The following is a 13694-nucleotide window of genomic DNA, read 5'->3' on the forward strand; positions in this document are numbered from 1 at the left end:
CCTCCGGGGCCGGTCTGCCGGGACGCGATGACAAGCTCAGGGAAGGTATGTCTGCTGCCACTCGATCGAGGTCATGCAGAGCGCGGCCTCGGCGAGGCTCTGGGCAGAGGGCGTCTTGAGCTTTTCGAGGCTGCTGTCGATCCAGGGCTGCACGTTCGAGCAGCCCTGTTCGCGGTACTCAACGGCTTGGAGGAGACATTCGAGCTTGTCCGCGTCGTGGGCGCAGATCACTTCGAGAGAATCGCCGTTCTCGTATTCCTCCACGATCCGCTGGGCTCCAGCCTTCACGGCCGGGTGTGCGGCCGACACCTGGTCTGCGGTGACCTTCTCGTTACTGGCGGCTTCGAGGTAGCGCTGGCCGATGTGCGGAATGTCGCTGACGCGAGTCTCCTGCGTGTCGTGCCAGAGCCCGAGGAGAGCCGTTCTCGCCGGGTCGGCACCTTCCATCATGGCGAGTACGGAGCCGATGAGCGCGACTCGGAAGCTGTGCTCCGCGATGGTCTCGGGGTCCTTCACCCCGGCAATCCACCACCCGGACCTCTTGGCGCGCTTCAGCATCCCCATCTCCAACAGGAAGCCTGCCGTGCCCTTCGCCTGCTCCTGCCCTGCGTCCGCCATGGAATGCGTCCTCCGGTGAGTCATGCGCGATTCTCGCGTAGAACGTAGTGCACTGAGCCGAGTTCCCGCCTTGAGCGCGGGGAGATTGCGGTGCGGTCGAGCAGTCCACTGGTGTGCGCGTCCAGCGTGTCCGTCAGTCCGGGATCCGCCAGGGGCAGCCAGCGGTGGGTGGTCAGCAGGGCCCAGAGCGAGTGGATGTACAGGTCCTGGTAGGCCGGCGCCTGTTGCAGACCGACGGTGAGTGCTCTCAGGAGGCGTACGGGTTCCCAGTTGCTTTGCCTCTGCCGCATGAATCCGTCGTTCCGCTGAGGCTCTTGGATCGATCCGAACCAGTAGGCCCAGTAGTTGAGGTTGGCTGTCTCCGCGGCGTCTTCGTCCGCCAGGGATCTGTCGATGAAGTCCAAAAGGGGCTGGGGGTCGCCAAGTCGTGCGAGTGCCACGGCAGTTGAGCGCGCTGTGGCCCAGTGGGGTGTCCAGCCACGGACGGTGATGAGGTCGCGGCGGGTGTGCAGGGCGTGGGCCATCCACGATGTCGCTTCCGGCGTCCGGTCGTACGAGCACAGGTAGAGCGCCTGCCGGTGAAGGAGTAACCCGGCTTCGCCCGCGCGTACCGCCGACTCCGCTGTCTGGCGGAGTTGCGTGAAGAACAGTCTGCGGTCGGGCGCGGGCAGTAACGGGGCTTTGGCGACGGGCCCACGGCGTCCCGGCGTTGAGTGGCGGGCAAGGACGGGTGGAACGGTTCCGTTCAGCGCCCATACGATCATGTCGGCGGTTTCGCGCGTGTGCACCCAGTCGGCGAGAGGGTGCGGTGCGGTGTTCTCCGGGTAGACCGTCGCGGAGATGACGAGGTCCGCGTCCATGGCCGGATCGAGGAGGCGGAGTACGTGAGGGTCTGCCCCCATCGCCAGCAGACGGCGCCTCATGTGCAGGAGTGCGCTGGCCTTCACGTTGGCGAGCGGCCTTCGCCCGGTCTCCCAGCCCTGCCAGGTGGCGAGGTCGACCTCGACGGCTTCGGCCATCCCGGCCTGTGTGCTGCGCGCGCTCTCCCGGGCGATACGGAGGACGAAGCCGGCGATCGTGCCCGTCGCCGCACGCCTTCGTACCGCTCCTTTCCCGGCCATACCGCCCCCTGCGCCCTCGGTCCTCGAAACCCGTACTCACGGTCAGTCCCACGCCATCCGCAGTGAACGTAGCTTCTGGATCGCAACAGCCACCGTCAACAAGGAGGCAGGCACGATGTGTACCGCAGTCACGACCGCCGCACGTCCTTGGGGGGCTGGTCGACTTGCCCCGTACCCGACTGTCACCTACCGCCCCCACGCATCGGTCACACTCGATGCTGACACCCAGCTCGGTGTCTACCTGGACCACGCCGGCCAGGTGATCGACATGGGCAAGCACGGGACCAGCAAGGGCACCGAGACGAAGACGACCACGAACTCGGACTCCGAACCCGACGAGGGACACGACCAGGACTCAGAGCAGGACTGACCAGTGACTGACGAAAAGCCGGTGCTCGTGGCCACCGAGGCGGACGATCTCACCGCTGACATGGTCATCGCCGAGCTGAACCGTCGAAGCGTGCCGGTGGCCAGGTTCAACCCCGCTGATATCGGGGCGGACCTGACGGTTTCCGCGCGGTTCGGTACCTGTTCGGCCCCTGTTGCCGGGCAGATCCGTACGCCTTCGCGGGCTGTCGACCTGGCCACGGTACGGTCGGTGTACTGGCGCCGCCCGGTGTGGCCCGTCTTCGACCACCTAGGCGTCGACGACGCGCGGTTCGCGACAGCGCAGGTCCGCTACGGACTCGGGGGCATCCTCTACGCCTTCGACGGGCCACTGTGGGTGAACCATCCCCTGCGCAACACCGCCGCCGACTACAAGCCCGCCCAGCTCGCCGTTGCCCAGCGTCTTGGGCTCGCCGTTCCGGCGACGCTGGTGACGAACGACCCGGATGAGGCACGGCAGTTCGTCGCCGGCCACGATCAGGTGATTTTCAAGACGCTCCGCTGGACGCGCTACCAGCGTGACGGCGTTCCCGTGACCGGGTGGGCCGACCCGGTCACGGCAGCCGAGATCGACGAGAGCGTGCGCGTGGTGCCTCACCTGTTCCAGGCGGTTGTGGACAAGGTGGCTGATATCCGTGTGCTGGTGGTCGGCCAACAGGTGTTCGCCGTCCGGATCGAGTCCGGGATGCTGGACTGGCGCCGGGACTACTCGGCCTTGTCCTACAGCGTGGTGGACCTGCCCGGCCCGACGGAGAAGGCGCTCCTGGCCTACCTGGACCATTTCGGGCTGGTCTCGGGGAGCTTCGATCTCGCCGTGGACAGGACCGGCGGCCTCTGGTGGCTGGAGCTGAATCCGAACGGGCAGTGGGGGTGGCTGCAGGAGGCCACCGGTCTTGCGATGTCCGCCGCCTTCGCTGAACTGCTGACGCAAGGAGTTGCCCCATGACCGACACCGCCCCACAGCGACGTGCGCTCGCCGGCCGCCTGACCGAGGCCGGCGTCCTCGTCAGCCCCCAGTGGCGGGAAGCGGTGGAGGCCGTACCCCGGGAGCTGTTCCTGAACCCGGGCGTGTTCCTGCCCGCCGAGGGCGGCCGGTGGCGCCCGGTCACGGCCGTCGGATGCGACCCAGACGAGTGGGCGCAGATCGCCTACCGCGACGCTTCCTTGACCACCCAGCTCGATGGGCATCTCACCGCCGATCAGATCAGCGACCCCGTAGCGGGCTCCCCGACCTCGTCGTCCACCACTCCGGTCACCGTCTTGGACATGATCGAGAAGCTGGAGGTGGAAGACGGGCATCAGGTACTGGAGATCGGTACGGGAACCGGCTACTCCTCCGCACTCATGTGCCACCGACTCGGCGAAGACAACGTGACCACGGTCGAGGTGGACCCCGCGGTCGCGGCCCGCGCGGATGCCGCGCTGGAGACGGCCGGATACTCGACCTGGACCGTCACCGGAGACGGGCTCCTCGGTCACCCCCGCCGCGCACCGTACGACCGCGTCATCGCCACGTGCGCGGTGCGCCGCATCCCCTACACCTGGATCCGCCAGACCAAGCCGGGCGGCATCGTCCTCGCCACGGTCGGCGGATCCTGGCACTACGGCACCGGACTCGCCAAGGTCACCGTCGCCGAAGACGGCACCGCCGAGGGCTCGATCATCGGCCGCTCCTCATTCATGCAGGCCCGCTCCCAGGCGGAGGTGCCGATCACCGGCGACCTGTCCGCGCGCACCGCCTACGCCGACAGCGAGCGGGAGACCAAGGTGCCCCCACTGCTGCTGGAGGAGTGGATGCCCGCCTTCCTCGCCCAGCTCGCCGCCCCCGGAGCGCGCTTCACCCGCGCCACCTCCCTGGAGGGGCAGCGGCTCCTGTACATCTTCGATCCGGACCGCGAGTCGTTCGCCTCGTTCACGGAGAACGGGCCGGCATGGACGGTGCGCCAGGGCGGCCCGCTGCCGCTGTGGGACACGATCGAGCAAGCCCTCACCGCATGGCAGGACGCCGGAAGCCCCGACATCACCACAGTACGGCTGCACGTCACCCAACAGAGCCACACCTACTGGGTCGACGGACACCCGGCGTTGCGCTGGCAGCATCACCTTCTCTGATTCGAGAGCGACGCATTCACACGCGCACTACGCTGCTCAGGCAGAAGTCTTCGGAGCACAGGGAAGCACGATGGACGACGAGCCGCTCGCGGACTGGGCTGAGCGCCGCGACGCGAAGATCGGACGACTCCGAGCGGTGCCGCTCGTATCGGGCGACGGCCCCAAGGGCTCACACCTCAACCGGGACGCGCCCCGCGCAATCCAACGGTGGAACGGGTACGCCTGGGAACCGCACGGCTTTGCAGCCAACCTCGCCGAGGCTCAACGCATCCTGCACCCGCAGGCCGAGGAACCGCCGACCGCGTCAGCGCCTCAGCGCCAGCCACTCAGAGCTGGCCCCGGCAGGCACCGAAAGCCCGACCCAGGTGAATGAACCGCCACGCACCGAGCGAGGCAACTGCCCCCTGAGCTGCGGTTTTGAGCCCACGCGTCCCTAGCGTATTCGCGCCAGGACGCCCCTGATCGGAATCTCAACCGCGCGCTGCGGGCGCTGCGACCCCTGCGGGTAGATATCACGATCGACCGGGTCCACCTCGTCAACCAGTACCAGCCCTCCGACCCGGGCTACTACACGTGGGACGTCGTCGATGAGGTCCCGCTCGGCTAGATGTCGCCTCCCCACCGTGCCGCATCCACCTCTGCTCTACCTGGCGCACGAACCGCTTCAGCATGAAGCGCACGACCACAGTCGTGGTCAAGGTGACGATCAGCATGGTCCCGGGGCGACTGCGATCACCGACGGGCAATCTGGTGTCCTGTGCCGGTGATTCCGGGCGGCGGGGGCTGCGTCCTCGGTACGGTGGCGCGGTGCGGATGGATCGTGAGTACATCGCGTGCAGGTTCGTTGTCGTGGGCCTGGAACTCGCGCGCCGGGCCGGTCAGTTCGACGTGAGCGGTGTCGCGGCGCTCGCCGTGCAGGGTGAGGACTGGGCGCCCCAGTGGCGTGTGCACGCTCGCGTGGGTTCTGCGCCACAACCACCGCCGGGGGTGGAAGCGGGAGCGGAACGCGCCTCCGTGGTGTGGGTGGAGTCGGCAGCGGACGCGCTCGCGGCCGTCGAGCGGAGGCTGACGTCTGATCCGCACGTGGTCGTGGCCCGTCTGGGCCAGGTCGAGGCGGGGATCTTCCGCGTTCACCGGGCGTCCTGTCCGCGGTTGGCGTCCCAGGTGATCTGGGATGCCCTGCGCCTCGCGCAGATGGCCTGTCCCTCGGTGGCCGAACCTTCGGACTCCGCGCTGGCGTCCGCGCTCGGTGTAGAGCTCCCGGATCGGCAGGCGCCGGTCACCCGGGCGGTCTGGGCCACTTCCGAGATCTGCCGTCGAGCCGTGGCGCAGGGTGTGGCTGCCGGGCGGTGGGCAACGTTGCGCCAGATTGAGGATCTTGTGGGCAAGCGGCCGCCGCCGGTCGAGGCCGAGTACCTGCCTACCGCTCCCGTGCAGGGGACCTTGTTCGACGGGCGGTGACCGGGTGCCGGGACGGCCTGCGGGCATCGGCGGTCGCTCGTCTTCAGCAGGGCGTGCGGAACGCTCTCCTTTGGCTGAATTCCCGTCATTCCCGGGCGGGTCTGGGGGCCGCGTCGATAGGGTCCCCGGGTGCTCTCAGGTACCAGCTCTGCACTCCTGTCCCAGCCGCGTTTCCGGTTGCTCGCGTCGGCTCGCTTCGTCTCGGTTCTCGGGTCCAGTTTCGGCCCGATCGCGCTGAGTTTCGGCGTCCTGGCGCTGCCCGGCGCCTCACCGGGAGACCTGTCGCTGGTCCTGGCCTGCCAGGCTCTGCCCCAGCTGGCGTTCGTTCTGTGGGGCGGTGTCCTCGGAGATCGCGTCCGCAGCCGTTTCCGCCTCGTCTGCGTGACCGAGACGGCGGCCGCCGCCATCTGGGCGGCCTTGGCTCTTCTGTTCGCGCAGGGCGGGCCGGTGGTGTGGATTGCGGTCCTTGCGGCGCTTGGCGGGGTGACTCGGGGCCTGTTCTCCCCGGCCCTTGAGGGCGTGGTCGTGGACGTGGTCCAGGACCAAAGCCAGCGCCAGCAGGCGAATGCGTTTCTGAAGGTGTCCATCAACACGGCCCGCCTGATGGGCATGATGCTCGCCGGCGTCGTGGTCAGCGTGGCCGGCCCGGCCATCGCCCTCGCACTGGACGCGGTCTCGTTCGCCGCCTGCGCCCTCCTGTTCGGTGTCCTGGGCCGGTCCACGCCCGACCGGCCGGTGCGCTACAAGACCTCGGCGGTGCACGATCTGCGCGAGGGCTGGCGCGAGTTCGTGCGCCACGAGTGGCTGTGGGTGACCACCAGCCAACTCACCATCGTGATCGCGGTGGTCAACTCGGTCGCAGGCTTGTTGGGGCCCATGCTCGCCAAGGCATACCTGGGCGGGGCGTGGGCGTGGTCGCTGGTCATGGTGGCTCAGATCGCGGGGCAGGTCGGCGGTGCGGGGTGGGCGGGGAAGCTGCGCCCGGCCCGCCCGATGCTGGTGGCGACGCTGTGCACGGCAGGCGCCGCTCTGCCGGCGTTCCTGCTGTCGCTTCACGCTCCGCTGCCGGTGGTGCTGGTGGGCGCGGCCGTGTACGGGGTGCTGTGGGACGTGACGATGGTGATGTGGCGGACCTGCCTGCAGCGTGAGGTCCCTGACGACGCGATCTCCCGCGTGTCCTCCATCGATCTGCTGGGCTGCCTGGCGGTGGCGCCGGTGGCGCTCGCCGCTGTGGGCCCGCTCGCGGCGGCGTTCGGCCCCGGCCGGGTGGCGTTCGCCAGTGCGCTGTTCGTGCTGGCGGCCGTGGGCTGCGCCCTGGCATCCCGGGACATCCGCACTCTCCCCGGCACTCCGCGCCCGCAGCAGGAGACGGCGCCGGTCACCGCGGGAGCCGCCTGATCACGGCGGCGCGCCACCCGTCGGCGTGCTGTCGGCCTGGGCGGTGAGGACGGCGAGGGTGTGACAGGGGCTCACCGGCAGGACGGAGTGGGCGAGCCAGCCGGGGGCGAGCGCGGTCAGTCCTGCCTGGGCCTTGAGGGTGACTGCCCTTCCCCAGGGGAGTCCGGGCACGCTGGCGGCGTCGCAGCCCGCGCGCGGGTCGTGCAGGCACAGGGCGCCGGACCGGTCGTGCGGTGGTTGGCCGTCGACGGCCAGGTAGCACCAGGCGGTCCAGGCTCCGTGTCCGTAGGCGAGGGGGATGCGGTGACCGGCGCCCCAGATCTGCACGGCCACCCGCACCTCGCTGCCGACGTCGTGCGGGAGCACGGTCTGCGCGAGCGTGGTGAACACCGAGCGGGCCTGTGCGACGTCGAGGAGACTCTGGGGGGCGATCTCCCGGGCGACCTGGCCGGTGAGGTGCATCTGGGCGCGCAGCAGGTCGTGGTCGAGGACGGGCCGGATCGTGCCGAGCCAGACGGAGGTGCTCCACACGTCGACGGCAGCGGCCTGCTGGGCTGGGACGGGAGTTGCGTGCACGGTGGTCATGGCTGCTCCACGGTGACGTTGAAGGCGATGCACAGCCGTGGCGTGTCGGCGGTGTGGGGGGCGACGGCGTGACGCAGCCAGGAAGGAAACGCGATCAGCAGTCCCGGGTGCGGCTGGACGTCCATGAGCATGGCGTTGTCGGGGGGTGTGGTGGCGAGGCGGGCGAGGCGGGGGTCGAAGAGTTCCAGGGCTCCGCTCGTACGGGCGTCGGTGTGCAGGTAGTAGACGCCGGAGACGGCGCTGTCGTGGTGGGCGTGCGCCTCGTGGAATCCGCCGTGCCCGTAGTGGACGGCCCAGCCCGACAGGCTCAGGGCGGTGTCGGGGCCGGCGTCGGTGACGGCGAGGGCCGCGTCCCGGATCCAGCCGTTGAGCACGGCGATGGCGGGCAGGTCCCAACTCAGGATGTCAGGAGAGGACTTGCGGGCGTTGTGCACGCCGAGCGACAGCGACGGGTCCGTCTGCTCGCGGTCGAGGACCTGCTGGGCGAGCGTGTCGGTGTCCGGGCCGGTGGGAGTGGTCTGCCGGTAGATCCGGGTGGGCCACAGCTGCTGGGGAGCGCCGCGGACGCCCCACGTGCCCGGCAGTGCCGTCGGCGCGCTCATGCCGGCTCTCCGGTGGGTGTGTAGACGGAGATGTGCTGGGTGGAGGTGACGTCGAGCGGGGTGTGGTGCCAGTCGGCGTACTGGTCGGTGAGGGTGAGTCCGGCGGCTGCGGCGAGCAGGTCGAGTTCGGACAGGTGGACGTAGCGCAGGGTCACCGGGAGAAGGCGGGTGCCGCTCTGGTCGAAGCGGATCTCCTGGAAGTGGATGGTCTGGTCGATGGGGTTGTGGGTGTGCGCCGACAGGGCCAGGTGGGTGTCGGTCAGGTCGCGGATGGCGAGTTGCTGGCGGCCGGCGAGGAGTCCGGGGGCGCGGGGGACGGTCGCCTCGATGACGAACCGTCCGCCGGGCGTCAGAGTCCGGGTGACGCGTGCGAGGCATGCTGCCTGCCGCTGCTGGGTCATGAGGAAGAAGAAGCTGGAGAAGGCGACGTAGATGAGCGGGAAGCGCTGCCCGCCCGTGTCGAGTTCGGCCATGTCACCGAGCTGCGTCTCGACGGGCCGGCCGCCGCGGTGGCGGTGCAGTTCTTCGAGCATCGCGGGGGATGTGTCGAGGCCGGTGACCTTCACACCGCGGTCCGCCAGGGCGAGGGCGATCCGACCGGTTCCGACGGCGAGTTCCAGGGCCGTGCCGCCGTCGGCGAGCGAGGCGAGGAAGTCGGCGGCTGGGGCCGGATCGCGTGCCTGGTGTTCCTCGTTGTAGTGGGCGGCCCACTGGTTCCACAACTGCTCCTGTTGTACACGGAAGTCGGTCACACGGTCTCCCGGGAGTAATCGTCGAAGCGAGGTGTGCTGCCCGGGCCGGGCAAGCCCGGCCCGGGCAGCACCTGCCGGTGGTGGTCAGCCGTCGGTCTTCGGGGCGAGCGCGGGGTCGAGGAACTGCTTGCGGGCGCGGATCGTCCCGCCGACCTCCTCGGTGCCGACGAGCTCTCCGACCTTGCCGTCGTCACCGGCGATCCCGCCACGGGTCAGGGTGACGGTCACCTTGGCCGTGAGGGCCATGTCCTCCTGGACGGCGCCCTCGTGCATCGCGGCCGCGCCGACCAGGCCCTTGCCCACCAGGTCCATGACGTGCTCGACGTCGTCGGTGTTGAGCTCGATCCCCGAGATGTTCGCCTTCTCCTCGGGGGTGGTGTAGCGGGTCACCGCCTCTTTCTGCGGTTCGTCCATGCCTGCCTCCCTCTGCTCAGCGGGGGTGGATGCCGAGACCGTAGAACCGCTGCCATGCCGCAGCCCAGGCACAATTCGCCGCCGTAGCAACGCATTTGGGGCAGTTTGCCGGGCGGATGTGCAATTGCGTCTGGGGCGGTGGGACTCCACTCCAGGACGGGGGCCGGGTGATGCTCGGTTGGTGCCCGGCCCGCTCGCGACCGGGGAGAGGGAGGCGTGTCCATGCCCGCGACCCGTACCACGCACCCGCTGCGGCTGCCGGACGACCAGGCGGTTACGCAACTGCTCCGGGCCTTCTATGGCACTGCTCGCGCCGGCGGGCTCGACCGTCTCGCGGGCGGAGGCGGCCCGCTGGGCTTTGACGTGACGACGGCCCTGCAGATTCAGGCCCTGATCAGCCACTACGGGTGCGACGGGGTCGTGGAGAGCGGCTGCCACCTCGGGGACACCACGGAGTACTTCGCCCGCGCCTACCCCCACCTGCCCGTGCGCGCCGCCGACATCGACGCCGGCCGCGCCGCGTTCACCCGCGACCGGCTGGCGGCATTCCCCAACGTCGACGTCCGCCACGGCGACTCAGCCGACCTTCTGCCCGCCCTGCTGTCGGGGATGCAGCGCCCCCTGGTGTTCCTGGACGCCCACTGGGGGCCCGACTGGCCGCTGGTGGCCGAACTCACCGCCCTGCACCGCGCGGTGGCCGTCATCGACGACTTCGCGATCGGGCACCCGCGCTTCGGCTACGACACCTACGACGGCCAGGTGTGCGGGCCACAGCTGGTCGCCGACACCCTTCCCGGACTGGAGCGGATGTTCGTGGGCCACGTCGAGGCCACCTACCCTCTGCCGTGCCTGCAGACCGGCCGCCGCAGCGGCACCGGGATCATCCTCTGCGGGCTCGACGACAGCCCGCTCACCAGGCATCCCTGGTTCGCCGAAGTCCCGCTGCGGCCCCACCCCCTCCTGCCGTCCTGGACGACAGTGCGGGAGGGACAGTGAGCAGCGCGGTGGTGCTCAGCAGCAGCGTGCGCGACGTCGCCGCGGCCGACACGTGCGCCCGCGCGTGGCCCGTGGCGCGCCGCCTGGGCGTGACCCGCGTGGCGGAGACCACGTGGCTGGACCGGATCGGCATCCCCGTGTTCAGCGCCGTACGCCCGCACGCCGCCATCGTGGTCGTGACCGCCGGCAAGGGCCGCCACCGGCACGAGGCACAGGCCGGCGCGATGCTGGAAGCCATCGAACAGGCCGTCGCCGAACTCTGCGCCCCCTCCACACCTTTGCGGTGGGCCTCCCCACGGACCATCGCCGCCGAGAACGGCGTGAAGCTCGGCGCCTGGTGCCCCCGGCCGGACCAGCCCGTCGACGTCGATGAGCCGCTCGCGTGGATCACCGTGACGTCCGCCGATGGGGAACGGGACTTCACCGCCCCCGCCGAGCTCGTCCTCACCCCCTGCCCGCCCGAGGCCAGCAACGGCCTGTTCGGCTCCACGACCACCGGTCTCGCCTCGGGCAACACCCGTACCGAGGCCGTCCTGCACGGACTGTGCGAGGTCCTCGAACGCGATCTCACCTCGCTGATGAGCGTCGCCGACACCACCCGACTCATCGACCCCGACACCCTGCCGCCCGGCCCCGCCCAGCTGTATGCGCAGATCCGCCGGGCGGGCCTCGCCGTGTGGCTGCGCTGGCTCCCGGCCTACGGCGGGCACTACATGGCCTGCCTGATCGACGACCCCGACCGGGCCCACCCTCTGTACTGCAACGGCGGCTACGGCTTCCACCCCCTGCCGGAGATCGCCGCCGTGCGGGCCCTGTCCGAAGCCGCCCAGTCCCGCCTCACCTACATCCAGGGCGCCCGGCACGACCTCACCGACAGCTACGCCACCTACGCGGCGATGAGCGCCGGACAGCGGGCCTCCTGCCGGACCCAGCTGCTCGAGCGCTACGCCCACCCACCTGCCAGCCCGTTTCCGCCGGCCGCGCCCGAGCTCGGCGACCGGACACCGAAGGCGCTGCTGGAGGACCTGCTCTCCACGACCGAGGCCGCCGGTCTCGGGCCGGTCGGCGTGCACGGCTTCGCGCCGCTCGCCGCTCCCTTCCACGTGGTGCGCGTCGTGGTCGCCCACGCCGAGCACTTCACCCCGCTCACCCGCCGCTTCGGCCGCCGCCTCGCCGAGCACGCCAGGAGCCACCGATGACCCCACCACCCGGCACTTCGGTCCACCTGTATGTCGGGCCCACCGGGCATGGCCTGCCCGCCGAGCTTCTGCACCAGGACGGCGTACAGCTGCGGCCACCGGCCCGGCGCGGGCACATCCACGCGCTCATCACCGGCGAACCGCCCTGCCACATCGCCCTGGTCGACGGGCGCTACGACGATGTGCCCGCCGTCGGACACCGCGAACTCCTCGACGCCCTGGCAGCCGGATGGACTGTGACGGGACTCGGCTCGATCGGCGCCCTGCGCGCCGCTGAACTCCACCCCCACGGCATGACCGGCTACGGGCAGGTCTTCACCCATCTGCTGACCACCGAGGCACCCGACGACGAGGTCGCGCTCCTGCACGGCCCCGCCCCCGACTACCGGCCCCTCACCGAGGCCCTGGTCGACCTGCGCACCTTCGCCGAACATCTCACCCAGGCCGGCGTCCTCCGCTACGACCAAGCCGCCGCGACCATCAGCCTCCTGGCGGGCCGCTGGTTCGGCGACCGGTCGCAGCCCGCCTTCATCGACGCCGTCCGCACGACCGCCGGCGACGCGGCCGCCGCGGCCGCCCGCGCGCACCTGCCCCGCCTGCCGGGTCTGCGCGTGAAAACCCAGGACCTGCGCCACTACCTCACGGAGCGACCATGGACACAGCCACCCACACCGTCCCGTTCGTGCCCGCCCAATGCGGCGGCTGGCCCTTCCTCGACGACGATCACGCCCCGCAACGCCTGCTGACCGCCGCGGCCTGTGTCCGGCTCGCCCGCCGCGACGGCCCGCACCCCGTTCCCCACCCCGACGACCTCGCAACGGTTCTGGATCCCGGCGAGGCCCTGCGAATCCGCGCCCTCGACCTTCCCCGCCCCCTGCCCACCGGCACCCTCACCCCTCAGCAGCAAGCGGCAATCCGGGCCACGGTGGACGTCATCGCCCACCTCGTGCCGCTGTGGGCTCCTCTCCTCATGGCGCTGCCCCTCACTTATCTCCCGATGCCGGCCGGCCGCGCCAGCGTCAGCGCCTCCTGCTTCGCCTGGCCCCAGCACATCCTGTTCGCCGACACCGCCTTCGACGATCCGGCCGTCCTCGCGGAACAGACCCTGCACGAGACCTTCCACCAGTGGCTCTACCTGTGCGAGGAGCTCACCCCGCTGCAGCAGCCCTGCTGCACCCAGCGGGTCACGCTGCCCTCCGGCACCAGCGGCAGAAGCCCCGCCGAACTCCTCGGCGCCGCCCATGTAACCTGCGGACTCGCCCGCCTGTGGCCGCTCCTGGATGTCCCCGGCCCCGTCCGCGACCGGCGCCTTTCCCACCTCGCCGCCTACACCCGCGGCTGCCGCGGCCTCATCGCCGACAACCGCCCCTACTTCACCGCCGACGGACACGCCCTCGCCGACCGGATCCTGGAGGCCACCTCATGACCCTCGCCGCCCCCACCCCGACCGTGCCCCTGACCCGCGGCTTCTGGAGCACTCCCCTCTACACCCGCACCGTCGACGACGGCCCGGCCGTCAACGACGCCCTGCACACGCTCATCCTCGACCACACCCAGACCGCGCCGACCTCCCAGGTGGGCGTGAAGAACGCCGACAAGACCTATTCCGACGTCTTGCGCTGGGAGCACCCCGCCATCGAGCAGCTCCGGGGCTGGATCACTGACGCCGCCTGCACTCTCAACGACCACGTCGGTGCCGGCCGGGCCTCGGACGGCCAGGAAGCGCCGATGATCGCCGAGGCGTGGGCGGTCGTCTACCGGCCCGACGGCCTCCACCAGCTCCACAGCCACCACGACGCCGCCTGGTCCGGCGTCTACTACATCTCCACCGGACACATGGAACAGGGCACCGGGCTTCTGCAGTTCGTCGACCCTCGGCCCGCCGCGGCCGCCCGCGAGACCGACCGCGCGCCCCTGCACACGATCACCCCGGAGCCCGGACTGCTGGTCGCCTTCCCCGCGTGGCTGCGGCACTGGGTCACCCCCTACCAGGGCGACGCCGAGCGCGTCGTCATCGCCTTCAACGTCGGCTTCCACCGCAGCTGATCT

17 protein-coding genes are annotated in these 13694 nt (G+C 70.5%); 11 read left to right on the forward strand and 6 right to left on the reverse strand.

All coding sequences use genetic code 11. The annotated features are described in order from the left end of the window. Window positions 1–36: 36 nt before the first annotated feature. A complete protein-coding gene (locus ACIBEI_RS22460; RefSeq protein ID WP_398891459.1) occupies window positions 37–618 on the reverse strand; it encodes an HD family hydrolase in 582 nt (193 codons plus the stop codon). Window positions 619–638: 20 nt separating this feature from the next. Then, window positions 639–1739, reverse strand: coding sequence for an XRE family transcriptional regulator (locus tag ACIBEI_RS22465; protein WP_398891461.1), 1101 nt, complete (start codon window positions 1737–1739; stop codon window positions 639–641). Between the two features lie 115 nt (window positions 1740–1854). Between ACIBEI_RS22465 and tgmA the strand changes: the two genes are divergently transcribed. The 6 genes from tgmA to ACIBEI_RS22495 all read left to right on the forward strand — a co-directional run bounded on the left by tgmA (window position 1855) and on the right by ACIBEI_RS22495 (window position 7097). Next, on the forward strand, window positions 1855–2109 hold the full coding sequence (gene tgmA, locus ACIBEI_RS22470; protein ID WP_398891463.1) for a putative ATP-grasp-modified RiPP: 255 nt from the start codon (window positions 1855–1857) through the stop codon (window positions 2107–2109). A 3-nt stretch (window positions 2110–2112) separates the two neighbouring features. Continuing rightward, window positions 2113–3072: an ATP-grasp ribosomal peptide maturase gene (tgmB, locus tag ACIBEI_RS22475; protein WP_398891465.1), complete on the forward strand. Its 960-nt coding sequence runs from the start codon at window positions 2113–2115 to the stop codon at window positions 3070–3072. Next, window positions 3069–4238, forward strand: coding sequence for an ATP-grasp peptide maturase system methyltransferase (gene tgmC, locus ACIBEI_RS22480; RefSeq protein ID WP_398891467.1), 1170 nt, complete (start codon window positions 3069–3071; stop codon window positions 4236–4238). The genes tgmB and tgmC overlap by 4 nt, the downstream gene beginning before the upstream one ends. 70 nt (window positions 4239–4308) lie before the next feature. After that, entirely contained in the window at window positions 4309–4611 is a 303-nt protein-coding gene (locus ACIBEI_RS22485) for a DUF6087 family protein (RefSeq protein ID WP_398891469.1), read from the forward strand. Between the two features lie 296 nt (window positions 4612–4907). Next, a complete protein-coding gene (locus ACIBEI_RS22490; protein WP_398891471.1) occupies window positions 4908–5699 on the forward strand; it encodes a hypothetical protein in 792 nt (263 codons plus the stop codon). Between the two features lie 129 nt (window positions 5700–5828). Next, the gene (locus tag ACIBEI_RS22495) at window positions 5829–7097 is read left to right on the forward strand and encodes an MFS transporter (RefSeq protein ID WP_398891473.1); all 1269 of its coding nucleotides are present in this window, start codon (window positions 5829–5831) and stop codon (window positions 7095–7097) included. On the opposite strand, the gene ACIBEI_RS22500 is transcribed toward ACIBEI_RS22495, so the two are convergent. The 4 genes from ACIBEI_RS22500 to ACIBEI_RS22515 all read right to left on the reverse strand — a co-directional run bounded on the left by ACIBEI_RS22500 (window position 7098) and on the right by ACIBEI_RS22515 (window position 9450). Further along, window positions 7098–7682: a hypothetical protein gene (locus tag ACIBEI_RS22500; RefSeq protein ID WP_398891475.1), complete on the reverse strand. Its 585-nt coding sequence runs from the start codon at window positions 7680–7682 to the stop codon at window positions 7098–7100. Next, window positions 7679–8284, reverse strand: coding sequence for a TIGR02466 family protein (locus ACIBEI_RS22505; protein ID WP_398891477.1), 606 nt, complete (start codon window positions 8282–8284; stop codon window positions 7679–7681). The genes ACIBEI_RS22500 and ACIBEI_RS22505 overlap by 4 nt, the downstream gene beginning before the upstream one ends. After that, window positions 8281–9036, reverse strand: a complete 756-nt coding sequence (locus ACIBEI_RS22510; protein WP_398891479.1) for a class I SAM-dependent methyltransferase — start codon at window positions 9034–9036, stop codon at window positions 8281–8283. Before ACIBEI_RS22510 ends, ACIBEI_RS22505 begins: the two co-directional genes overlap by 4 nt. Before the next feature lie 84 nt (window positions 9037–9120). Then, window positions 9121–9450 carry a hypothetical protein gene (locus tag ACIBEI_RS22515; RefSeq protein ID WP_398891481.1) on the reverse strand — a complete coding sequence of 110 codons (330 nt, stop codon included), beginning with the start codon at window positions 9448–9450 and terminating at the stop codon, window positions 9121–9123. Window positions 9451–9672: 222 nt separating this feature from the next. On the opposite strand from ACIBEI_RS22515, the gene ACIBEI_RS22520 reads away from it, so the two are divergent. From ACIBEI_RS22520 to ACIBEI_RS22540, 5 genes are read left to right on the forward strand one after another with little or no spacing between them, the layout of a single operon-like run. Then, on the forward strand, window positions 9673–10446 hold the full coding sequence (locus tag ACIBEI_RS22520) for a hypothetical protein (RefSeq protein WP_398891483.1): 774 nt from the start codon (window positions 9673–9675) through the stop codon (window positions 10444–10446). Further along, window positions 10443–11645 (forward strand): YcaO-like family protein, encoded by a 1203-nt coding sequence (locus ACIBEI_RS22525; protein ID WP_398891485.1) that lies wholly within the window; start codon window positions 10443–10445, stop codon window positions 11643–11645. Before ACIBEI_RS22520 ends, ACIBEI_RS22525 begins: the two co-directional genes overlap by 4 nt. Then, window positions 11642–12391 (forward strand): TfuA-like protein, encoded by a 750-nt coding sequence (locus ACIBEI_RS22530; protein WP_398891487.1) that lies wholly within the window; start codon window positions 11642–11644, stop codon window positions 12389–12391. The genes ACIBEI_RS22525 and ACIBEI_RS22530 overlap by 4 nt, the downstream gene beginning before the upstream one ends. Continuing rightward, window positions 12298–13071: an aKG-HExxH-type peptide beta-hydroxylase gene (locus ACIBEI_RS22535; protein WP_398891489.1), complete on the forward strand. Its 774-nt coding sequence runs from the start codon at window positions 12298–12300 to the stop codon at window positions 13069–13071. The genes ACIBEI_RS22530 and ACIBEI_RS22535 overlap by 94 nt, the downstream gene beginning before the upstream one ends. Continuing rightward, the gene (locus tag ACIBEI_RS22540) at window positions 13068–13691 is read left to right on the forward strand and encodes a TIGR02466 family protein (RefSeq protein ID WP_398891491.1); all 624 of its coding nucleotides are present in this window, start codon (window positions 13068–13070) and stop codon (window positions 13689–13691) included. The genes ACIBEI_RS22535 and ACIBEI_RS22540 overlap by 4 nt, the downstream gene beginning before the upstream one ends. Window positions 13692–13694: the final 3 nt, after the last annotated feature.

It is taken from the genome of Streptomyces sp. NPDC050988, from assembly GCF_044456225.1.
Lineage (GTDB): Bacteria > Actinomycetota > Actinomycetes > Streptomycetales > Streptomycetaceae > Streptomyces.